This is a genomic window from Streptomyces sp. HUAS MS02 (assembly GCF_055702265.1).
Genome location: NZ_CM146747.1, coordinates 9,098,568 through 9,119,183 on the forward strand (window position 1 = coordinate 9,098,568; position 20,616 = coordinate 9,119,183).

Annotated in this window: 19 protein-coding genes; 8 read left to right on the top strand and 11 right to left on the bottom strand. The window is 73.0% G+C overall.

Annotated elements, in window-relative coordinates:
• Window positions 1–410: 410 nt before the first annotated feature.
• The 3 genes from tgmB to ACZ9QC_RS39320 all read right to left on the bottom strand — a co-directional run bounded on the left by tgmB (window position 411) and on the right by ACZ9QC_RS39320 (window position 2,978).
• Window positions 411–1,394 (bottom strand): ATP-grasp ribosomal peptide maturase, encoded by a 984-nt coding sequence (tgmB, locus tag ACZ9QC_RS39310; protein ID WP_472917475.1) that lies wholly within the window; start codon window positions 1,392–1,394, stop codon window positions 411–413.
• Between the two features lie 16 nt (window positions 1,395–1,410).
• Window positions 1,411–1,602: a putative ATP-grasp-modified RiPP gene (gene tgmA / locus ACZ9QC_RS39315; RefSeq protein ID WP_472917476.1), complete on the bottom strand. Its 192-nt coding sequence runs from the start codon at window positions 1,600–1,602 to the stop codon at window positions 1,411–1,413.
• A gap of 179 nt (window positions 1,603–1,781) precedes the next feature.
• A complete protein-coding gene (locus ACZ9QC_RS39320) occupies window positions 1,782–2,978 on the bottom strand; it encodes an MFS transporter (protein WP_472917477.1) in 1,197 nt (398 codons plus the stop codon).
• 356 nt (window positions 2,979–3,334) lie between these two features.
• Between ACZ9QC_RS39320 and ACZ9QC_RS39325 the strand changes: the two genes are divergently transcribed.
• Together ACZ9QC_RS39325 and ACZ9QC_RS39330 are read left to right on the top strand one after the other, a co-directional pair.
• Window positions 3,335–3,592 (top strand): hypothetical protein, encoded by a 258-nt coding sequence (locus ACZ9QC_RS39325; RefSeq protein ID WP_472917478.1) that lies wholly within the window; start codon window positions 3,335–3,337, stop codon window positions 3,590–3,592.
• Window positions 3,593–3,867: 275 nt separating this feature from the next.
• Window positions 3,868–4,485, top strand: coding sequence for an LLM class oxidoreductase (locus ACZ9QC_RS39330; RefSeq protein ID WP_472917479.1), 618 nt, complete (start codon window positions 3,868–3,870; stop codon window positions 4,483–4,485).
• A gap of 497 nt (window positions 4,486–4,982) precedes the next feature.
• On the opposite strand, the gene ACZ9QC_RS39335 is transcribed toward ACZ9QC_RS39330, so the two are convergent.
• On the bottom strand, window positions 4,983–7,274 hold the full coding sequence (locus ACZ9QC_RS39335; RefSeq protein WP_472917480.1) for a heavy metal translocating P-type ATPase: 2,292 nt from the start codon (window positions 7,272–7,274) through the stop codon (window positions 4,983–4,985).
• A 180-nt stretch (window positions 7,275–7,454) separates the two neighbouring features.
• Here ACZ9QC_RS39335 and ACZ9QC_RS39340 point away from each other — a divergent pair, with 180 nt between their 5' ends.
• Complete coding sequence (locus ACZ9QC_RS39340; RefSeq protein WP_472917481.1) at window positions 7,455–8,411, top strand: hypothetical protein; 957 nt, start codon at window positions 7,455–7,457, stop codon at window positions 8,409–8,411.
• Window positions 8,412–8,879: 468 nt separating this feature from the next.
• Here the strand turns inward: ACZ9QC_RS39340 and ACZ9QC_RS39345 are convergent, their stop codons facing one another.
• Window positions 8,880–9,041, bottom strand: a complete 162-nt coding sequence (locus tag ACZ9QC_RS39345; protein WP_472917482.1) for a hypothetical protein — start codon at window positions 9,039–9,041, stop codon at window positions 8,880–8,882.
• 57 nt (window positions 9,042–9,098) lie between these two features.
• Window positions 9,099–9,878 carry a DeoR/GlpR family DNA-binding transcription regulator gene (locus tag ACZ9QC_RS39350; RefSeq protein ID WP_472917483.1) on the bottom strand — a complete coding sequence of 260 codons (780 nt, stop codon included), beginning with the start codon at window positions 9,876–9,878 and terminating at the stop codon, window positions 9,099–9,101.
• Window positions 9,879–9,967: 89 nt separating this feature from the next.
• Between ACZ9QC_RS39350 and ACZ9QC_RS39355 the strand changes: the two genes are divergently transcribed.
• The 3 genes from ACZ9QC_RS39355 (at window position 9,968) to ACZ9QC_RS39365 (ending at window position 12,644) form a co-directional block, all read left to right on the top strand.
• Window positions 9,968–10,858 carry an SIS domain-containing protein gene (locus ACZ9QC_RS39355; RefSeq protein WP_472917484.1) on the top strand — a complete coding sequence of 297 codons (891 nt, stop codon included), beginning with the start codon at window positions 9,968–9,970 and terminating at the stop codon, window positions 10,856–10,858.
• 13 nt (window positions 10,859–10,871) lie between these two features.
• Window positions 10,872–11,744 carry a class II fructose-bisphosphate aldolase gene (locus tag ACZ9QC_RS39360; protein WP_472917485.1) on the top strand — a complete coding sequence of 291 codons (873 nt, stop codon included), beginning with the start codon at window positions 10,872–10,874 and terminating at the stop codon, window positions 11,742–11,744.
• Between the two features lie 102 nt (window positions 11,745–11,846).
• The gene (locus ACZ9QC_RS39365; protein ID WP_472917486.1) at window positions 11,847–12,644 is read left to right on the top strand and encodes an AraC family transcriptional regulator; all 798 of its coding nucleotides are present in this window, start codon (window positions 11,847–11,849) and stop codon (window positions 12,642–12,644) included.
• Here ACZ9QC_RS39365 and ACZ9QC_RS39370 read toward each other — a convergent pair.
• Window positions 12,631–13,872 (bottom strand): methyltransferase, encoded by a 1,242-nt coding sequence (locus ACZ9QC_RS39370; protein ID WP_472917487.1) that lies wholly within the window; start codon window positions 13,870–13,872, stop codon window positions 12,631–12,633. The genes ACZ9QC_RS39365 and ACZ9QC_RS39370 overlap by 14 nt on opposite strands.
• A 102-nt stretch (window positions 13,873–13,974) precedes the next feature.
• On the opposite strand from ACZ9QC_RS39370, the gene ACZ9QC_RS39375 reads away from it, so the two are divergent.
• Both ACZ9QC_RS39375 and ACZ9QC_RS39380 read left to right on the top strand, forming a co-directional pair.
• The gene (locus tag ACZ9QC_RS39375; protein ID WP_472917488.1) at window positions 13,975–14,631 is read left to right on the top strand and encodes an alpha-ketoglutarate-dependent dioxygenase AlkB family protein; all 657 of its coding nucleotides are present in this window, start codon (window positions 13,975–13,977) and stop codon (window positions 14,629–14,631) included.
• A gap of 51 nt (window positions 14,632–14,682) precedes the next feature.
• The gene (locus ACZ9QC_RS39380) at window positions 14,683–15,924 is read left to right on the top strand and encodes an ROK family protein (RefSeq protein WP_472917489.1); all 1,242 of its coding nucleotides are present in this window, start codon (window positions 14,683–14,685) and stop codon (window positions 15,922–15,924) included.
• Between the two features lie 7 nt (window positions 15,925–15,931).
• Here ACZ9QC_RS39380 and ACZ9QC_RS39385 read toward each other — a convergent pair whose 3' ends face one another.
• The 4 genes from ACZ9QC_RS39385 to ACZ9QC_RS39400 all read right to left on the bottom strand — a co-directional run bounded on the left by ACZ9QC_RS39385 (window position 15,932) and on the right by ACZ9QC_RS39400 (window position 20,553).
• Window positions 15,932–16,291 (bottom strand): GtrA family protein, encoded by a 360-nt coding sequence (locus ACZ9QC_RS39385; RefSeq protein ID WP_472921937.1) that lies wholly within the window; start codon window positions 16,289–16,291, stop codon window positions 15,932–15,934.
• 74 nt (window positions 16,292–16,365) lie between these two features.
• On the bottom strand, window positions 16,366–17,343 hold the full coding sequence (locus tag ACZ9QC_RS39390; RefSeq protein ID WP_472917490.1) for a glycosyltransferase family 2 protein: 978 nt from the start codon (window positions 17,341–17,343) through the stop codon (window positions 16,366–16,368).
• Between the two features lie 21 nt (window positions 17,344–17,364).
• Window positions 17,365–20,058: a YfhO family protein gene (locus tag ACZ9QC_RS39395; protein ID WP_472917491.1), complete on the bottom strand. Its 2,694-nt coding sequence runs from the start codon at window positions 20,056–20,058 to the stop codon at window positions 17,365–17,367.
• 198 nt (window positions 20,059–20,256) lie between these two features.
• Window positions 20,257–20,553: a hypothetical protein gene (locus ACZ9QC_RS39400; protein ID WP_472917492.1), complete on the bottom strand. Its 297-nt coding sequence runs from the start codon at window positions 20,551–20,553 to the stop codon at window positions 20,257–20,259.
• Window positions 20,554–20,616 lie beyond the last annotated feature (63 nt).

The window sequence follows — 20,616 nt, forward strand, 5'->3', positions numbered from 1 at the left end:
TTCCGGGCCGACGCACATGCCTGGCCGACGTGCGCGCCGGGGCCAAAGCCCTGTTCGGGCCGACGCAGGCGTTGAGCCGGTCTGTCAGCGTCGGCCGGTGCTATGCCCGAGCCGGTGTGCCTACCGGGGCCGATGCAGTTGCCGAGCCGACATACCTGCGCCGACCGATGCAATGCCCGAGCCGACGTGCCTGCCAGGGTCGACGCACCTGCCCCCGCCGACGCACATGCCGAGCCGACATACCTGCCCCGGCCCACACAATGCCCGAGCCGACGTGCCCGCCTCGGCCCACGCAATGACCGGTCGATGGGCCGCCCGACGCGCATGACTGGTCCCGTGTGGCCGTCCGTGAGCTGAGCGCCCGCGCCAGTCGGGCGGGCGCTCGGGGCACGCCGGAGGCGCCGGTGGGGTCAGGGGGTCGCGCGGATGCGGCCGTGGTGGCGTGTCCTCGCCCCCGGATCCTCCTCGGCCAGCCACTCGGCGACGCTGTGGGCGATCGGCTGGCCGGTGTCCATCTCCACGAACCCGAACTGGCCGGACTGGTTGCATTCCAGGAACCACCAGATCCCGTCCGCGTCCTCGGCGAAGTCGAATGCGCCGTAGGCGAGTTCGGCGTCCCGCAGATAGGCGCGCACGGCGGCGGCGGTGCGCGCCGGGACCTCCACCGGCCGCCAGGGCGCGGTGGAGGCCGCGAAGCGGACGTCGACCTCGTCGGGATGCGCGTCCGGGGCGACCGCCTTGCGGGCGGCCAGCATGCGGTCGCCGACGGTGGTGAGCCTGATGTCCGCCGCCTTGGCGATCCGGCGCTGCAGCAGCGTCGGTCCGAACGCCACGGCGGTGAAGTCGGTGCCGGGCGCGACCCGGCTCGTGGGGACCGTGTGGGCCGACTCCTGCGGGTGGGTGCCGGAGACCGGCTTGACCACCAGGTCCGGGAAGCGTTCGGCGAAGTCGCGGGCGGCCTGCGGGAACGTGGTGATGAGCGTGGCCGGTACGGGAAGGCCGCAACGCTGGGCGTGCCGCAGCTGCCACGGCTTGTGGCGGGCCCGCCGGGCCGCGTCCGGGTCGTTCATCCAGCGGGCCCCCGTGCCGCGCAGCATGCCGTACAGGGCCTGCGAGGACTCCTCGGTCAGCCAGGCGGACGGCTCGCCGACCCGGCTGGCCGGGACGCCCGGCCGGCGCAGCCAGATGGAGCGCAGTCCGCTCAGGCTCACCAGGCGTCCGCCGGCGGACAGATGCCCGCGGAAGGCGCCGTGCACATACTCGCCGGAGAGGGCCACCCCGCCCGGGAGGTCGGCGGGGTCGAGCCGGACCACCGGGACGCCGGTCCTGTTCAGTTGTGCCACCACCAGGTCCGCCGTCACATCCTGTTCGCTGGTGAGGATCAGCACCGTCATCGTCGCCGGTCCGTGTTCAGTCGTCGAAATGGGTCTTCGAACCCGCGGTGGACGTCGTCGCCCCCAATTCCCGCATAAGACCCTGGTCGTGAGCGGCTATCCGCCCATCGGCGAGCACGTTCAACTGCAGCCCGGAGTCGTAGGTGTACGGAGCGCTGAACTCCAACTGCTCGTTGGAGCGAGCGTAGTTGAGCACGAACAGTCGCATCGTTTCTCCTTGTTCGGGACCATCCGGAAAAGCGGATGGTGACGCTCCGGCCGCCCTCTGTTCGGCCGGGTCGCAGTGTCTCCAGGGAGTTATACGAATCGAACGACTGAATGGTTGCCTCATCTTCTCGGAGGGCTCACTTCATGCACCGCGAGGGGTCAAGAGGCAACGGTGAGTGGTCAATTCGCGGCCGAGTGGCGCGTGGCGAAGGCGATGACGGAGGCGAACGCGGCGAGTACCGCGACGCTGGTGAGTGCGGTGGGCAGGGAGAACCACTCGGCCATGAAACCGATCGCGGGCGGGCCGAGGAGCATGCCGAGGTAGCCGAGCGTGGAGGCGGTCGCGACACCGCCCGGACCGGCCAGCGCGCCGGCCCGTTCGATGGCCACGGGGAAGATGTTGGCGAGGCCGAGACCGGTGACCGCGAAGCCGAGGAGCGTCGCCCAGACCGAGGGGGCGAGGGAGCCGAGCAGTATGCCGGCCGTCGCAGTGGCCCCGCCGGCCACGAGCACCGTGGTCCTGCCCAGACGTTCGAGCAGGGTGGTTCCGGTGAGTCGGCCGACGGTCATGGCGAGCGCGAAACACGAGTAACCGATCGCCGCGACACCGGGTGAGGCGTCCAGGTCCGCCTCCAGGTGCAGGGCGCCCCAGTCGGCCAGCGCCCCCTCGCCGTAGGCCGTGCAGCCGGCGATCAGGCCGAGGACGACCACCAGCGCGCGCGTACGGCCGTCCAGGCGGCCGGGGCCCGGCGGGCCGGTCTCCCGGGCGGGCCGGCCGGGGGCGCGGTCGAGGGGTGCGGGGGGTTCGTATCGCAGCAGGGAGGGCGCGGCGACGGCGGTCACCAGGAGGCCGATCACGGTGATGCCGAGCAGATGGCGGGTGGGGGAGAGCGAACCCGCGACGAGGCTGCCGAGCCCGGCCCCGACCATGCCGCCGAGGCTGAACGCGGCGTGGAAACCCGGCATGACGGGCCGCCCCAGCGCGGCCACCAGGTCGACGGCGGCGCTGTTGAAGGCGACGTTGATCCCGCCGAAGGCCGCGCCGAACACCAGGAGCACCGCGCCCAGGGCGAGCGCCGAGTGGGTGAGCGGCGGCAGGGCCACACTGAGGGACAGCAGGACGGCGCAGGCGACCGTCACCGGGTGGCTGCCGAAGCGGCGGCAGAGGCGGCCGGTGAGCATCATCGTGATCACCGCTCCGGCGGACACTCCCAGCAGGGCGAGCCCCAGGGCGCCGGGCGAGGCGCCGGTCTGCTCCTTGATCGCGGGGATTCTGACCACCCAGCCGGCGAAGACGAAGCCGTCGAGGGCGAAGAAGGCGGTGATGGCGATACGAAGGGTTCGCAGGTGCGAGGGGCCGGCGGGGTGGCCCGGCACGGCGTTGCGCGATCGGGTTTTGTTTATTCGCGGCACAAAACCAGGCTAAGCGGGGGAGGGGGGTCGGGCAAGGTGGTGCGTGGGGCGGGCCGGCGCCCTGGGTCGGTGGCGCGTCGGAAAGGGGCGGCACGCGGAAGCGGTGCCATGTGGGCAGGGGGGCGGTGCCCTGAACTGGTGATGCGCGTACGAAAGCAGGGCGCCGTGCCCCGCTCATGCTCGGCGACTTCACATGCATGTACAACTAATGTGCTTGACGCCTTCCCGTGTGGACCGTCGAACTCGACGGGGACGGTGCCCATCCCGCGGCCTGACGCCGTGCCGCCCACGCTCCCGACCGGCTGCTCACCCCACGTCGCGTGGCCCGAGTGGCCGTCGCCGCGGAGAACGCCGGGTTCACGCTGCTCACCCTGGACGACGGCGTGCTCCCACCCGCCGCCGCGCCCGACACGATCGGCCGGATAGGCGCGGTGGAACGGGCCGCGTTCGTCGCCGCGTCGACCGCCGTCGTCGGCGTGGCGCCCGTCGTCCCCTCACGTACGCCGAACCCTTCCATGTCTCCAGCCAGTTGGCCTCTCTCGACCACGTCTCCGTCGGACGCGCCGGATGGATGGTGAGCGAGGAGCGGCGACCGGAAGGGACGGTGTCGCCTCCGGCTCGCCGGGCGCCTACAACTGGGTGGCGCCCGGTGCCGTCCGCCGAGTGCGCCACCGGGGGCGGCAGTTCGACGTGGACCCGGTGGCGACCCTGCCGCGCAGTGCCCAGGGGCATCCGGTGATCTTCCAGGCCGGAGACTCGGCCGAGGGCCGGGACTTCGCCGCACGCAAACGCCGACGTCATCTGCTCCGCGCACGGCGAGGACTTCGACGACGCGCTCGCGTTCGCCGAGGACGTGCGGGGCCGCCTGACGGCCGCCGGACGGCCCGAGGACGACCTGGGCATCCGGCCCGGCACCGAGATCATCATCGGCGCCACCGAGGAGGAGGCGCAGGAGAAGAAGCGCTGGATCCGACGCCAACAGGTCACCCCGGCCACGGCGTTGGGCATCGCCGGGCTCCTGTGGAACCGGGACCTCTCCGACCGGGACGCGGACGGGCCACTGCCGAAGTTGGACCCGGTCGTGGTCGAGAACGACGGCTCCTTCGGCGCCTGGCGCGTCGCCGACCCGCGCAGAGTGGTCGCCGAGTGGCGGGACAGGGCCGAGGCGGACGGCTGGTCGCTGCGCGAGACCGTCATCGCGCTCGGCCCGCAGCGTGGCCATGTCGGCACCCCCTCCGGCCTCGCCGACCGGTTCGCCCACTGGGTGCGGCACGGCGCCCTCGACGGGTTCAACATCACGCCGCACCTGATCCCCGACGGCCTGGACGACATCGTCGATCTGCTCGTCCCGGAACTGCGGGAACGCGGCGACTACCGCACCGCGTACACGGGGACGAGGCTCCGCGAACACCTCGGCCTGCGCGAACCCCTCACCCACCGAGCCACGCACGACGGCCCGCAGGCGGGCTGACCCCGAAGCGGTCGTCCCACGACTCCGATGGCGGGGGCCCGCCCGATCAGAGAGCCCCCGGATGCCGGATGCCGGATGCCGGATGCCGCATGCCGCATGCCGCATGCCGCATGTCGTGCGCCGTGCGGGCGTACACCCGGCCGGGGCGCCCACCCTCGTCCGCCACGGCGAGCGTCACCCTCAGTGATCGCTCGCGTCGAATTCGATCAGCGGCCCTGACGGCTTTCCGTGACCCCGGCGCGGAATTCGGCAAGGATGCGGTATTCGAGCGCGATCTCCCGGCCGTAACCGCTGTGATTCACAGCACAGTTACGCGATTTGCCGCCCGGTTGAACCGGAACCGGCAATTCGGCGGGGATTTCGTCGAAGGGGCGCGGACGTCGCCTTGAATCGCTCGGCGACCCCGTCCGGGCGTGACCTCGGTGAATTGGTGAAGGTCGCGAATTCGGCGAGGTCACGCCCGGCGGGGAACGGCCCCACGGCCCGGGCCGGTTGATTCAGTCGGCCGCCCGGAAAGTCCGCAGGCGAAGGGAGTTGCCGACGACGAAGACCGAGGAGAAGGCCATGGCCGCCCCCGCGATCATCGGGTTGAGGAGACCGGCCGCCGCGAGCGGCAGGGCGGCCACGTTGTAGGCGAACGCCCAGAACAGGTTGGACCGGATCGTGCCGAGGGTCCGGCGGGCGAGGCGGATGGCGTCGGCCGTCACGCGCAGGTCGCCCCGTACGAGGGTCAGGTCGCCGGCCTCGATCGCGGCGTCCGTGCCCGTGCCCAGCGCCAGCCCCAGGTCGGCCTGGGCGAGCGCGGCCGCGTCGTTGACACCGTCACCGACCATGGCGACCGAACGGCCCTCGCCCTGAAGGCGCTTGACGACCGCGACCTTGTCCTGCGGCAGCACCTCCGCGATCACGTCCTCGGGCGCGATCCCGACCTCACGGGCGACGGACTCGGCCACGGCCCGGTTGTCCCCGGTCAGCAGGATCGGGGTGAGGCCGAGAGCGCGCAGGCGTGCGATCGCCTCGGCGCTGGTCTCCTTCACCGCGTCGGCGACTTCGAGGACCGCGCGGGCCTCGCCGTCCCAGGCGACCACGACGGCGGTGCGGCCGGCGGCCTCGGCCCGGTCCTTGTCCCGCCGCAGGTCCGTCGGCAGTTCCATGGCCCAGTCGGCGAGCAGCCGTTCACGGCCGACGAGCACCGCGTGGCCGTCGACGACGCCTTGCACGCCGAGGCCGGGCACGTTCGCGAAGTCCTCCGGTGTGGGCAGCGAGCCGAGTCGGGCCAGCGCGCCCTCGGCGACGGCACGGGCGACCGGGTGCTCCGAGGCGTGCTCCAACGCGCCCGCCAGACGCAGCACCTCGGCCTCGTCGGTGCCGTCGGCGGGGTGTACGGCCAGCAGGGTCATCCGGCCGGTGGTGACGGTGCCGGTCTTGTCGAGGACGACCGTGTCGACCCTGCGGGTGGACTCCAGCACCTCCGGGCCCTTGATCAGGATGCCCAACTGGGCGCCGCGTCCGGTGCCGACGAGCAGCGCGGTCGGTGTGGCGAGCCCCAGGGCGCAGGGGCAGGCGATGATCAGGACGGCGACCGCCGCGGTGAACGCGGCCGTGAGTCCGGCGCCGTTGCCGAGCCAGAAGCCGAAGGTGCCCAGGGCGAGGGCGATCACGATCGGCACGAACACGGCGGAGATGCGGTCCGCGAGCCGCTGGGCCGAGGCCTTCCCGTTCTGCGCGTCCTCCACCAGCTTCGCCATCCGGGCCAGTTGGGTGTCGGAGCCGATCCTGGTGGCCTCGACGACGAGACGCCCGCCCGCGTTCACGGTGGCGCCGGTGACCGAGTCGCCGACCGCGACCTCCACGGGAACGGACTCTCCGGTCAGCATGGACGCGTCCACGGCGGACGAACCCTCGACGACGGTCCCGTCGGTGGCGATCTTCTCGCCCGGCCGTACCAGGAAGCGGTCGCCCACCCGCAACTCGGCGACGGGCACCGTCCGTTCGCCGTCGGGGGTGAGCACGGTGACGTCCTTCGCGCCCAGCTCCAGCAGTGCCCGCAGGGCCGCGCCCGCCTTCCGCTTGGAGCAGGCCTCGAAGTAGCGCCCGGCGAGGATGAAGGCGGTCACCCCGGCGGCCGCCTCCAGGTAGATCGAGCCGGCGCCGTCGCCCCGGACGATGGTCAGCTCGAAGGGATGCGTCATGCCCGGTGTGCCCGCCGTTCCGAAGAACAGCGCCCACAGCGACCAGCCGAAGGCGGCCAGGGTGCCGATGGAGATCAGGGTGTCCATGGTGGCTGCCCCGTGCCGGGCGTTCTTCCAGGCGGCGCGGTGGAAGGGCCACCCGGCGTACGTCACCACGGGAGCCGCCAGCGTCAGGGACAGCCACTGCCAGTACTCGAACTGCCACGCGGGGACCATCGCCATCGCGACTACGGGGACGGCCAGGGCTACGGCGGTGACCAGGCGCTGCCGGAGCGGCCGCAGCTCGTCGTCCGCCGCCTCGCCGGTGCCGTCCCCGCCGTACTCGGCGTCGGTGCCGCCCGGCTCGGCGCGGGCGGGCGGCGCGGGTTCCCGTGCCGTGTAGCCGGTCGCCTCCACGGTGGCGATCAGGTCCCGCACCGAGATGTCGTCCGGATAGCTGACCTTCGCCTTCTCGGTGGCGTAGTTGACCGTCGCGGTGACGCCCTCCATGCGGTTCAGCTTCTTCTCGACGCGTGCGGCGCAGGAGGCGCAGGTCATGCCGCCGATGGTGAGCTCCACCTCCGCGGCGGTCCCGGTACCGGTGCTGGTGACGGTCATGGCTGCTCCCTCGTACGTGATGGGTGGCGATCTTCTCGGATACGGGGCGGGGGTATCCTTGCGCACCAGGTCTGTATACCCCTCCAGGGTATCGAAGGCAAGTGGCTCCCTGCGCTTGACTCTATACCCCCTAGGGGTATGGTGAGCTGTGTGAAGACCTGGACCTCGAAGGAGACGGCCATGAACACCGGACTGAGGATCACCGCGTTCGCCGCCGCGCTGGCCGCGACGTTCGGCGCCGCCTACGGCGTGGGCAAGGGCGTCGAACCCGTCGTCTCGGACACGGCGAAGAAGGAGCCCGCGCGCCACGACGGCCACACCGAGAGGTCACCGCGGCCCGGAGAGGGCGCCGACGCGCAGGCGGACGCCCCGGCCGGCGGACTGCAGATCTCCGAGGGCGGCTACAGTCTCGACCTGCGCACCCCGAGCGTCACCGCCGGAGACCGCTCCGACCTGCGCTTCGTCATCAGGGACGCGAAGGGCCGTGCCGTCACCGCGTACCAGCGCGAGCACGACAAGGAACTCCACCTGATCCTCGCCTCGCGCGACCTGGTCACCTACCGCCATCTGCACCCCACCCGCGCCGCCGACGGCACCTGGAGCACCCCCGTCGACCTGCCCGAGGCCGGTGACTACCGTGTCTTCGCCGACTTCACCCCGGCGGGCGAGAACGCCGAGAACCTCACCCTCGGCGCCGACCTCGCCGCCTCGGGGACGTACAAGCCGCGCAAGCTCCCGGCACCGGCCGACACCGCCGAGGTCAACGGCTACGAGGTCGAACTGGACGGCGGCCTGCGCCCGGGCGCCGCGAGCGAACTGAAGCTGAAGGTCTCCCGCGACGGCAGGCCCGTCACCGACCTGCAGCCCTACCTCGGCGCGTACGGCCACCTGGTGGCCCTGCGCTCCGGTGACCTCGCCTACCTGCACGTCCACCCCAACGGCGAGCCCGGCGACGGCACGACCGCACCCGGCCCGGACATCTCCTTCACGGCCACCGCCCCCAGCGCGGGCAGCTACCGGCTCTTCCTGGACTTCAAGCACGACGGCAAGGTCCACACGGCGGCGTTCACGGTCGAGGCCGGGGGAGCGGCCGCGCCGAGCCCGGCGGAGGAATCTCCGGCCGAACACACGCACTGACGGCGGCGGTCCTGCACTCAGCCGCCGGCCGTCACCACCGGAGGCCCGCCGCTCCCCGACCCGCGTCGCCCGCTCGAAGGCGTACCCGGCCTTCAGGATCGACCAGTCCCGCCGGCGCGGGCCCACGACCTGCGGCCCGACCGGCAGCCTCCCGGGGTGAACCCGGCCGTGAGGGACAGGGCCGGGCAGCCCGTCACGGAGATCAGGTACGCCGAGCGCATCCGGTCGAGACAGGACTTCATCGGTGTGCCGTCCACGACCGTCGGGTACCCGCGCGTCTCGGGCGTGTCGGAGGCCGCCGCGAGACGACGCCTCGGCGCGCTGCGGCTGCGAGGGCAAGGTCCGCATCCGTGCCGTGATCGACCCCGCGGTGCTCGGGCTGCCCATCGAGGCCATCCTCTGGGTCCGCACGCCCCCGGCCCGGGGCGACACCGTGACGGCGGCCCTCGCCGGGCCCGCCCACGTCCGCTACGCCAGTTTCGTCATCGGCGCGCGCCAACTCTCCTCGTCCGCACCGCGTTCCCCGACGAGGCCGCCCTCCATGCCTTCGTCCCCCGCTCCCCGCGGCTCCCCGACGCGGCGTCCACTGACGTCTCCCTCGTCCTCACCACCCTCACGCGCAGGCGGCATGTCGGCCCCTGGCTCCAGGACTGGCCCGGCGCCGTGCCGGCTCGACGGCGGCGGCCCTCAGACGGTGACGACCCGTAGCCCGGCCTCCTCGAAGCGGCGGACCGTCGCGGGCGCGGCGGCCGAGTCCGTGACCAGGGTGTCCACGGCCTCCGTCGCGCAGATCCAGGCGAAGGCCCGCCGCCCCAGCTTGCTGGAGTCGGCCGCGACGACGACCCGCTCGGCACGCTCGCACAGCAGCCGGTTGACGGCGGCCTCCGCCTCGTCGTGCGCGGCGGCACCATGGGTCACGTCGAGGGCGCCGACGCCGAGCACGGCCACGTCCAGGGTGATCCGGTCCAGCACCCCGTCGGCGAGCGGGCCCACGAGTTCGTACGACTGGGCGCGGGCCACCCCGCCCGTCACCACGATCTTGAACTGCGGACGCACCGCCAGCTCGCTGGCGATGTTGAGCGCGTTCGTGACGACGGTCAGCGCGGGAGCGCCGGACGCCAGATCGCCCCGCACGGCCAGGGCCCGCGCCACCTCCGTGGTCGTCGTGCCACCGGTCAGGCCCACCGCCTCGCCGGGCGCGACGAGATCCGCCACCGCCTTCGCGATGCGCTGCTTCTCGGTGGCACGCCGCGCCGTCTTGTAGCGCAGCGGCAGCTCGTACGAGACGCCGTGCACGACCGCCCCGCCCCGGGTGCGCACGAGCATCTGCTGCTCCGCGAGCCCGTCGAGGTCGCGCCGGATGGTCGCGGCGGACACCCCCAGCTCGGCGGCCGCCTCCTCGACGTCCAGCCGCCCCCGTTCGACGAGCAGTTCGAGCAGTGTCTGCCAGCGTTCGTCGCGGGACATCCGTCTCCTCGTGCTTGAAGATGCTCGAAAGATGACTCTATCTTGCAGAAGTAAGCATGAGCCTTGCGTATCCCGGGGAGGGTTCCCGCATGACCCATGTCGAGGACGAGCTGCACAGCCAGCCCGAGTGCTGGTCCCGCGTCGCCGCCGACGCGCCCGGACACGCCGGGGCCCTGCCGGCACCGGGGGAGCGAGTGGCGCTCGTCGGCTGCGGAACCTCGTACTTCATGGCGCGGGCCGCCGCCGGCTTGCGCGAGCGGGCCGGGCAGGGCGAGACCGACGCCTTTCCGGCCTCGGAGTTCCCCCACGGACGGGCCTACGACCGCGTCGTCGCCCTCACCCGCTCCGGCACCACCACCGAGGTGCTGGACCTGCTGGGCGCGCTGCGCGGCCGTACCCGCACGACGGCGGTCACCGCCGACCCGGACACCCCCGTCATGACCGCGGCGGACGACCTGGTCGTGCTGGACTTCGCCGACGAGAAGTCCGTCGTCCAGACCCGCTTCGCCACCACCGCCCTCACCCTCCTGCGCGCCCACCTCGGCCTGCACCCCGAGGCCGCCGTCGCCGACGCGCGGGCCGCGCTGGAGGCGCCGCTGCCCGAAGGGCTTCTCGACAGCGCCCAGTTCACCTTCCTCGGCCGGGGCTGGACCGTGGGCCTCGCCCACGAGGCCGCCCTGAAGATGCGCGAGGCCGCCCTGGCGTGGAGCGAGGCCTACCCGGCGATGGAGTACCGGCACGGCCCGATCAGCGTCACCACCCGCTCCACGGTGACCTGGATGTTCGGCGAGGCACCCGACGGCCTGGCCGCGCAGGTGCGCCAGACCGGCGCGACCTGGGTGGCCGGCGGGCTCGATCCGCTCGCCGAACTGGTCCGCGCCCAGCGGCTCGCCGTCGCCGTGGCCGCCGCCCGTGGTCTCGACCCCGACCGCCCGCGCCACCTGACGCGTTCGGTGATCCTCGACGCGAACGACCGCTGAACCAGGAGGAGCCGTGCCCCTGACGACGACCGGTGCGCTGATCACCGAGGCCGCCGCCGCGCACTCCGCCGTGGCCGCGTTCAACGCCATCACCCTGGAACACGTCGAGGCGATCGTGGCGGGCGCCGAGTCCGTCGCCGCGCCCGTGGTCCTCCAGATCAGCGAGAACGCCGTCAAGTTCCACGACGGAGACGTGCTGCCGCTGGCCCGAGCCGCGTCCGTGGTCGCCGAGCGGGCGGCCGTGCCCGTCGCCCTCCACCTCGACCACATCCGGAGCGAGGACCTGCTGCACCGGGCGGCCGACGCCGGCTTCAGCTCCGTGATGTACGACGCCTCCCGCCTGCCCTACCTGGACAACCTCGCCGCGACCCACGCCGCCGTGCGGTGGGCGCACGGCCAAGGGCTCTGGATCGAGGCCGAGTTGGGGCAGGTCGGGGGCAAGAACGGCGCGCCGCCGCTCGACGCGCACGCGCCCGGCGCCCGTACCGACCCCGAGGAGGCGCGGGCCTTCGTGGCGGACTCGGGCGTGGACGCGCTCGCCGTCGCCATCGGCAGCTCCCACGCGATGACCACCCGCACCGCCGCCCTCGACCACGTCCTGCTGAAACGGCTGGCCGCCGCCCTCGACGTCCCCCTCGTCCTGCACGGCTCCTCCGGAGTCCCGGACGGCGAACTGCGCGCGGCCGTGGCGGGCGGCATCGCCAAGGTCAACATCGGCACCGCGCTCAACATCGCCCTGACCGGCGCGGTCCGGGACCACCTCGCCGCCCACCCCGACGCGGTGGACCCGCGCACGTACCTCGCGGCGGGCCGGACGGCGATTGCGGACACGGTGGCCCGGCTGATCGGCGTCCTGCGGACGGAAGAGACGCCTCCGCCCGCGTAGCAGGGCCCGTACGCGTCCGTCCCGCATGGGAATGTGACCGTCTCGCGAAGCACCCCTCCCCAGGCGTGAAGTGTGACGCCCGTCACTGGTACGTTTCCGGACATGCGGGAGACGGAGATCCACCTCGCTCAGCCGCCGGACGTCGCCCTCACCGGTGTCGGCGTGCACGGCGTCGCGAGCCGCACGGACGTGTTCCGGCTGCCGGAGCTGTGGCAGCTGCACCTCTACCAGTACGAGGCCGAACTGACCGTCGACGGCACCACCCACACCATCCGCCCCGGCCGGGTCAGCCTCGTCCCGCCCGACACCACCGTCCGCTACCGCTACCGGGGCCGCTCCGAACACCTCTTCGCGCATCTGCGCATCGCCCCGACCGGGCCGCCCCGCACGGTTCCGGTCGTCCAGGACGCCGGCGCCGAACTGCCCGCGCTCACCGGCCTGTTGCTCCAGGCGGTGGCCGCCGCACCGAGCGAGCCGGACCGCACCCGGGCCGAACTGTGGACCGCCCTGTGGCGGGTGGCCCAGCTGACCCCGCCCGTCGCGGCCGCCCCCGGACCGCACCCGGCGGTCACCACCGCCATCGCCCACATCGAGTCCCACCTGGCCGCCCCGCTCACCATCCCGGAGGTGGCACGCGTGGCCGGCGTCTCCCACAACCACCTGACCCGGCTGTTCCACGCCGAGACCGGCGGCACCGTCGTCGCCTACATCCGCCGCCGCAGACTCGAACGCGCCCACCATCTGCTGCGCGCCACGACCCTCTCCATCCCCGCCGTGGCCGCCTCCGTCGGCATTCCCGACCTCCAGGCCTTCAACAAGGCATGCCGCCGCGAACTGGGCGCCTCGCCGCGCGCCCTGCGTGGGGCCACCTTCGCGGCGGGGGTCGCTAAGTCCGCCTGACCGCCCTGAGCACCACGAACTTGGCGTCGCTCGCGACGAGTTCGCTGTTGCCGAAGATCCGCCGCAGCGTCACGTGATAGCCCAGATGACGGTTCCCGACCACCCAGAGCTCACCACCGGGCCGCAGCGCCCGCCGCGCCCCGGTGAACATCCGCCGCGCCGTGGCGTCGCTCGTCGCCTGGTGGGAGTGGAACGGCGGGTTGTTCAGGACCAGATCGACACTCCCCGGTGCGAACCCCTCCAACCCGTCACCGACCAGGAACTCGGCCGCCCCGCCGGCCTTGCCCTCGGCCGCCCCGTCGGCCTCTCCGCCGACGGCACCGGGTGCCGTACCGCGCACCGCCCCGCCGTTCCCGTCGGCGTCCGGCAGATTCGCCCGGTACGTGGCCTCCGCCGAGGCCACCGCCTGGTAGGACTCGTCGACGAACACCACCTCGGCGTCCGGATCGGCCAGCGCGACCGCCGTACCGACCACACCGTTGCCGCACCCCAGATCCACGACCCGCCCGCCGCGCGGGACCTTCGGCAGTTGCCGCAGGAAGAACCGGGTGCCGATGTCGAGCCGGTCGGCACAGAACACGCCCGCGTGGTTGACGACGGTGCGCCCGGCCAGCACCCCGATGTCGTCCGGCAGGCGGTAGGCGTACGGCCACGGATCGTCCCCCCGGGCCTTGAGCGTCGCCGCGTCCGGGGTGCAGTGGATCAGCCGCGCCTTCTGCCGGGCGAGCGAGGTGCGGGTCGGGCCGAGGATCCGCTCGAAGAGCTTCAGCGTCGAGGTGTGGATCTCCTTGACCATCCCGGTGCCGATCACGACCGTGCCCTCGTGCACCGCGGGCGCGAGCCGGTGCAGCTGGTCCTCCAGGAGCGCGAGGCTCTTGGGGACCCGTACGAGGAGCACGTCGACGCGGTCCGGAGGAGCGTCCCGGGTGGTGAGCAGCCGCACGCCGTCCGCCTCGACGCCGTTGCGTTCCAGATTGGCCCGCGTCGCCTGCCGGCCGAGGAACGAGTCGGTGATCTGCGTCGGCCGGTGCGCGGCGAGCGCGGTGGTCAGCGCGCCCCAGCGGTCCCCGACGACCACGACCGTCCCGTCCAGCCGTGTCCCGCTCTCCCCGAGGTGGCGCAGCAGATACGCGTCGGACGCGTCCCAGGCGCGCAGCGGGTCACGGGGGTCCTCGGGGAAGCGGGCCAGGTCGTACTCGCCCTCGGGCGCGGTCATACGGTCGCTCATCGTGCGCCCAGGCTAACCGAGTACGGCCCCGCTCCCGGCCGCCGAGCCGCCGGGGAGCGAGGGCCCCGCCGACACCGGGCCGCCGTGCGGGACGATGGTCGCATGGACGCCGAGCTGTTCCCCCGGAACCGGACGGAGATCGCGCCCGGCGCGGTCCACCTGCCCGACTGGCTGGACGCCGAACAGCAGCGCCACCTCCTGGACGCCTGCCGCGTGTGGGCCCGGCCGCCCGCCGGGCTGCGCACCGTCCGTACCCCGGGCGGCGGCACGATGACCGCCCGGCAGGTCTGCCTCGGCCGGCACTGGTACCCGTACGGCTACGCCAGGACCGTCGTCGACGGAGACGGCGCGCCCGTGAAGCCGTTCCCGGACTGGCTGGGGGAGCTGGGCCGGCGCGCCGTCGCGGACACCCTCGGAGCGGAGGCGGCGACCGCCGCGTACGACATCGCCCTGATCAACTTCTACGACGGCGACGCGCGCATGGGGATGCACCGCGACGCCGACGAGAAGTCGGACGCGCCGGTGGTGTCGCTGAGCCTCGGTGACAGCTGTGTCTTCCGCTTCGGCAACACGCGGACACGGACCCGGCCCTACACGGACGTGGAGCTGCGCAGCGGTGATCTCTTCGTGTTCGGCGGACCGGCCCGCTCTGCCCACCACGGGGTGCCCCGGGTGTACGCGGGGACCGCGCCGGCCGGGCTGGGGCTGGTCGGGCGGCTGAACATCACCCTGCGGGTCGGCGGCTTCGACGACGGTTGACGCCCGCCGGGCGGGGTTCGACGCCGAGCGGATCATGGGAGACTCGCCCTCATGGACGGGAAGGCGGCCCCCAAGGCGGCGGGCGAAGGGACGACGGCACGGGCGCGGCTGGACCGGGGCAGGGGCGCGCTCGGTCCGGCATTGGAGCTGGTGCACACCGGGCGGGCCCCGACGAGGGCCGTGCTCACCGCCGAACTGGGCGTCACCCGGGCCACCGCCGGTGCCGTGGCCGCCGAGCTGGAGGCCCTGGGGCTGATCCGGGTCGACGCGCACCCCGGGGCCGCCGCCGGCTCCCAGGGCCGGCCCTCCCACCGCCTGGAAGTCGCCGAGGAGGGACCCGTCGCGCTCGCCGCCCAGGTGCACTCCGACGGCTGGCGTGCCGCGCTGGTCGGGCTCGGCGGGCGGATCGTCGCCACCACACCCGCCTGCGAGATCGTGGACGCCGACCCGGCGAAGGTGCTCGGCTCGGTCGTCGACGCGGGCGCCGAGCTGCTGGCGGAGACCGGGCGCCGGTGCGTGGGGTCGGGCCTGGCCGTGCCGTCGGCCGTCGCCGAACCGGCGGGGCTGGCCCTGAACCCGCTGCACCTGGCGTGGCCGGCCGGGGCGCCGGTCCGGCAGATCTTCGCCGAGCGGGTCCGCGCGGCCGGGATCGCGGGGCCCGCGTTCGCGGCGAACGACGTCAACCTCGCCGCCCTCGCCGAACACCGGCACGGCGCCGGGCGTGGCTCCCGCGATCTGCTGTGCGTGGCGACCGGGCACCGGGGCGTCGGCGGTGCGCTGGTCCTCGACGGCCGTCTGCACACGGGCAGTTCGGGCCTGGCCCTGGAGGTCGGGCACCTCACCGTCAATCCCGAGGGCCGGCCCTGCCACTGCGGCAGCCGGGGCTGCCTCGACGTCGAGGCCGACCCGCGTGCCTTCCTGTCCGCCGTGGGCCGCGATCCGGGCCCCGAGGGTTCGCTGCTGCAACAGGCCAACGAACTGATCCGCACCCAGTACGGCGACCCCGGTGTCCGTACGGCCGCCGAGGCCGTCATCGACCGCCTCGGCCTCGGGCTCGCCGGGCTGGTCAACATCCTCAACCCGGACCGCATCATCCTCGGCGGCATGCACCGGGCCCTGCTCGACGCCGACCCCGACCGGCTGCGGGCGGTCGTGGCCGAGCGCAGTCTGTGGGGACGGCAGAGCGGGGTCGCCCCGATCCTGGCCTGCACCCTGGATCACAACAGCCTGGTCGGAGCGGCCGAGTTGGCGTGGCAGCCGGTGCTCGACGACCCGCTGGGCGCGCTGGCCTGAAGTGGCCTCACCCGGGCCCGGAACCCCGCAGCATGATCGTGCGGGACACCAGGAACGTCACCGGGATCGCTGCCCCGGACGCCAGCAGGGGCGCGAACCGGCTACCCACGTGCAGCACGTCCACGATCACGTACACACCCGCCGTCGTGAGCAGGAAATTCGTGGCGTTGGTCAGCGGGAACAACAGGAATTTACGCCAGGTCGGACGGGTGCGATAAGTGAACCGCGCGTTGAGGAAAAACGAGCCCGTCATACTCAGGGCGAATGCGAGGATATGCGCGGCGAGATAGGGAAGCACATTGAGGAACAACAGATATAGGCCGTAATAGACCCCGGTGTTGACGACTCCGACCAAGGCGAAGGTCATGATCTGCCCCGATATGCGCCGCTCGGGTGCCGGGCGGGCCACGGGGCGCGGCGGTGTACGCGTCGCCGTCCCCATCAGCGAATGAGGTCCTTCGTCGTGCCGCACGCGGCGTGCCCCTCCGTCTGTTCCGCGTTGGTCGCCTTCACCAGGAAGTGCGGGCGCCCCTTCACCTCGTAGTAGATCCGGCCGGTGTACTCCCCGATCACCCCGAGCATGATCATCTGTACTCCGGCGAGGGCGGTCACGGCCATGACGATGGTGACATAGCCCGGCGTCTCCACGCCGTTGACGAGTGCGTCACCCACGATCCAGGCCGTGTACAGCCCCGCGCACATCAGCAGGCACAGGCCGAGGTGGAGGGCGGCACGCAGCGGACGGTTGTTGAAGGAGAGCAGCCCGTCCAGCCCGTAGTTCAGGAGCGACCGGAAACTCCAGGAGCTGCGGCCGTGCCGACGCACGGCGTTCTCGTACTCGAAGGTCGTCCCGGGGAAACCGACCCAGGCGAAGAGCCCCTTCGAGAAGCGGTTGTACTCCGTCAGGTCCAGGACGGCGTCGACGACCCGGCGCGACAGCAGCCGGAAGTCCCCCACGCCGTCGACGAGTTCCACGTCGACGAGCCGGTTCACCAGCCGGTAGTACAGGCGGGCGGTGGCGGTGCGCAGCAGGCCGTCGCCGGTCCGCGTACGGCGGGCTATGACCTGGTCGTAGCCCTGTTCGCGCAGGCCGACCATGCGGCGGATCAGTTCCGGCGGGTGCTGCAGGTCGGCGTCCATGACGATCACGCAGTCGCCCGAGGCGTGCCGCAGCCCCGCGAGCAGCGCGGACTCCTTGCCGAAGTTCCGGCTGAACGACACGTAGCGGACCCGCGCGTCGAACTCCGCCAGCCCCTTCAGAACGCCGAGCGTACGGTCCCGGCTGCCGTCGTCGACGTACACGAACTCCATGTCGTGTCCGAGCGGGAGCAGTTCCTCCGCGACCTTCTGGATCTCCTCGTGGAAGCGTCCGACGACGGCGTCCTCGTTGTAGCAGGGTGCGACGATCGAGATGAGCATGGAACTCCCCAGGGGTGCGGTTCACGGAGCGGTGGTCACGCGCTCGCGTACGGTCGGGTCGTCGGGCGCGGGGCGAGCGGTGGCCGGGGCCACGGGAACGTGGCTGCCCCGCAGCCGACGGCGGCGTAGCGGGCCCGCGGCCGCGATCACCAGGACGGCGGTGAGCGAGAGCGCCCCCACCGCCGTGCCCAGCCGCAGCCCGGGCGGATGGAACGTGCAGGTCACGCTGGAGGCCGAGCCGTACAGCGGTACGGCGACGAGGCCGTGGTGGCTCTTGGCGGGCAGGGCCGGGGCGTCGTCGGCGGCGCAGCGCCACCCCGAGATCCGGGGCGCCGCGAGCACCGCGATCCCCGTGCTGTGGGCGGGCAGTTCGGCCCGGACGGTGCCGTCGTCCACCCGCACGCGCGTGGCGCCGGTGGCCTTCAGCCCCGCCACGGCGGTGTGCAGCCGTGCGGTGTCCAGACAGCCGACCGCTCCCTCCGGGACCAGGCTCGTCCGGTTCGGCGACAGCTCGATCCGGAACCGCCCGGAGTCCCCGACCGTGCCCAGCCGCTGCATCGGGGCGATCTTGGTGACGGGCTGGTCGGACCGGAACCGCCCGGTCGGCTCCACACCGGGTCCGACTCCGGAGGCACCGCCGTCGGCGAGCCGCGCCGTGCCCGACAGATGCGGCGCCCACAGGTGCAGCTCGGATCCTGCCGGACAACTGCCCGTGATCGTGGGCTTCTTCGGTGCGCTCGCGTGGGGCAGCGGGCCCACCCGCACCCCCGGCCGCCCGTCGTCACCGGGCGACGGCGGCTTCCCGGCGGCGGTGCGCACGGTGATCCGGGGCACGGTGTACACCCGCGCGCCCAGCAGCAGTTCCTGGTTGCGGTACGGCGAGGGACCGAAACCGGAGAGGTCCGTGGGGCCGTCGGCGCGATCGGCGTGCGGCCGCACCGTGACCAGCGGCGGTACGTCCCGCCGGGTCACGGTCACCCCGCTGCCGTCCTGCGGGAACCAGTCCTGGTGCGGGTCCGGCGGGGAGTGCACCCGGGCGCCCACGGAGAAGATCGCGTCCGTCACGGCGTTGTCCAGGCTCTGCACACTGCGGCCGCGCGAGGTCCAGCCGCCCCCGAGGGCGGTGAGCATCCTGCTGAGCACGTCCGAGGTGAGACTGCTGTAGTACTGGGCGCCCTGCCCGCCCACCAGCAACGGGTCGTTGCCGACGGTCTGCTCCCGGCCCGGGTCGGTCCGGTAGCGAGGCCAGCCGTCGGCCCCGGCGATCGCTGCCGCCTGCTGCCGCTGCCGCCCGCCCCAGGGGGCGTAGTCGTCCATGTGCCCGAGCCGCAGCCGGGTGTCGGCGGCGGAGGTCACGGCGGTCTCGCCGAACTGCGTGCACACGAGCAGCGCCACCGCGAGGACGGCGACGGGCCGGCCGTCCCTCCGCCTCCGCCCGAGCAGGAGCAGACCGCCCAGCGCACCCACGGCGGCGAGCAGCGCGAGCGGCAGGGTGAAGACGCGGGTGGTCCGCTCACTGCCGCTCGCGACCACGATCACCAGAGCGAGCAGCACCCCCGCCGCGCCCAGCGCACGCGGGCCGGGAACGCCGTACGACAGGGTGTGCCAGGCGGCGATCACCAGCAGCGCGCAGAGCACGAAGACCTGGCGGTACGAGCCGCCCTGCGGGGTGGCGAAGGCGTGCCACAGCAGATGCGTCGGCCCCCACTGCGTCGACAGGGCCACCGCCACCACCAGCAGCGTCCACCCGGCGCGCGTGCGCACCGGGGCCGCCCTGTGGAAGGGCAGGGCGAGCGCGAGCAGCAGCGCGGTGGTCCCGACGAAGACGGCCGGCGTGCCGAAGCTGTAGGTCCCCGGCAACAGCCGGGCGAGCAGGTCCTCGGTGGGGACGGGCACGAACTGCCGGACCCGACCCGGATGGGCGTGCCGGGTGCCGAAGTAGACGACGGCCACCACAGGGGCGGCCAGACCCATGCCGAGGACGGTGATCAGGGCGGCGCGCCCCGCGGCCCAGAGCCGCTGTCGGCGCGTGAGGTCGCCGAGCCACAGCCGGAGCAGCAGCACCAGGCCGGCGCCGAGGGTGGCCATGTACGCGGTGTAGAAGTTGGCCGTCCAGGCGAGCGCCACGAGCAGCACACCGAGGAACGGCCGCCGCCCCCGCCGCGCCCACTCGCCGACCAGGCACAGCAGCGGCAGGAAGACCAGACCGTCGAGCCACATGGGGTTGTAGACCGCGTCTGCCAGGGTCCAGCCGCACAGCGCGTACGACGACCCGAACAGCCCCGCCGCCCACCAGCGGCCGGGACGCAGGGCAAGCAGCAGGCAGGCCATCGCAGCGGCGGCCGACGCCACCTTCAGCAGGGTGATCACGTACACCGCGAGGTCGATGTCGTCGCGCGGGAACAGCGCCACGAGCGGGGCGAACGGGCTGCTGACGTATGTCCCGAGGTCGGGCAGGAAGCCGGCACCGAGGCCCGACCGCCAGTTGACGTACAGGCCGCCGTCCGCCCTGCCGTGCAGCAGATCCCACAGGTGCGCGTGGAAGGGCACGTACTGGTTGCCCAGGTCGTTGACGCTCCGGGTGCGCGGGCCGAAAGGGTAGCTGCGGGCCACGGCATCGGCGGCGCAGAGCACGGCGAGGGTGAATGCGGCGGCGAGCAGCGCGGCCTTCCCCTGCGGTCGAACTTCCGCCGCGGAACGGGTTTTCGGTTTCACACCCCGACCCTGTCCGCTCGGCACACCGAGTTCCGTTGAACTACCCACTTCATTTTCCGACGGGCCTTCCTTTCGGTTCGCCGGATTAGAGGCTCGTAGCTCGTTGAAGGTTGTGCCGTCGACGAAAAGTGAAGGCCGTGGTTCCGAATTCCGCAGAGGAGAGGAAAGGGGGAATTGAATGTATGGATACGGGAGTTGTCACCCAGGTGATCGACGGGTGAACTCGGCCGTGAGACTCCACGGCGCGGCCACCTGGGGCCGCCGCAGATCCGCCCGCCGTACGCAGGGCCCGATCAGGAACGGCCGCGGAGGCGTATGGGCGGGGATGACCGTGAGCCGGTCGCGTACCGCGCTGTGCTCCAGCACCAGGCGGAGGACCGCGAAGGGCCCGTCGAGGCCGGGGTCGGGACGGGGGTGCGCGCCTCCACGTAGATCGCCTACCCCGCCGCCGAACACCCCGCCGACGAGGCCCTGTTGGCGTCCTTCACCGCCCACCCCGTGCACCAGGCCCTGGCGGCGGCGGTGAAGCTCCGGCCACCGGTGGACATCTCGGTGGCC

Bases quoted from the DNA above. Each gene is read 5' to 3' on its own strand.
- ACZ9QC_RS39390 (WP_472917490.1), bottom strand. From the start codon at position 17,343: ATGCTCATCTCGATCGTCGCACCCTGCTACAACGAGGACGCCGTCGTC.
- ACZ9QC_RS39350 (WP_472917483.1), bottom strand. From the start codon at position 9,878: ATGTCCCGCGACGAACGCTGGCAGACACTGCTCGAACTGCTCGTCGAA.
- ACZ9QC_RS39370 (WP_472917487.1), bottom strand. From the start codon at position 13,872: ATGAGCGACCGTATGACCGCGCCCGAGGGCGAGTACGACCTGGCCCGC.
- ACZ9QC_RS39365 (WP_472917486.1), top strand. From the start codon at position 11,847: ATGCGGGAGACGGAGATCCACCTCGCTCAGCCGCCGGACGTCGCCCTC.
- ACZ9QC_RS39385 (WP_472921937.1), bottom strand. From the start codon at position 16,291: ATGACCTTCGCCTTGGTCGGAGTCGTCAACACCGGGGTCTATTACGGC.
- ACZ9QC_RS39375 (WP_472917488.1), top strand. From the start codon at position 13,975: ATGGACGCCGAGCTGTTCCCCCGGAACCGGACGGAGATCGCGCCCGGC.
- ACZ9QC_RS39355 (WP_472917484.1), top strand. From the start codon at position 9,968: ATGACCCATGTCGAGGACGAGCTGCACAGCCAGCCCGAGTGCTGGTCC.
- ACZ9QC_RS39380 (WP_472917489.1), top strand. From the start codon at position 14,683: ATGGACGGGAAGGCGGCCCCCAAGGCGGCGGGCGAAGGGACGACGGCA.
- ACZ9QC_RS39335 (WP_472917480.1), bottom strand. From the start codon at position 7,274: ATGACCGTCACCAGCACCGGTACCGGGACCGCCGCGGAGGTGGAGCTC.
- ACZ9QC_RS39340 (WP_472917481.1), top strand. From the start codon at position 7,455: ATGAACACCGGACTGAGGATCACCGCGTTCGCCGCCGCGCTGGCCGCG.
- tgmB (WP_472917475.1), bottom strand. From the start codon at position 1,394: ATGACGGTGCTGATCCTCACCAGCGAACAGGATGTGACGGCGGACCTG.
- tgmA (WP_472917476.1), bottom strand. From the start codon at position 1,602: ATGCGACTGTTCGTGCTCAACTACGCTCGCTCCAACGAGCAGTTGGAG.
- ACZ9QC_RS39345 (WP_472917482.1), bottom strand. From the start codon at position 9,041: ATGCCGCCTGCGCGTGAGGGTGGTGAGGACGAGGGAGACGTCAGTGGA.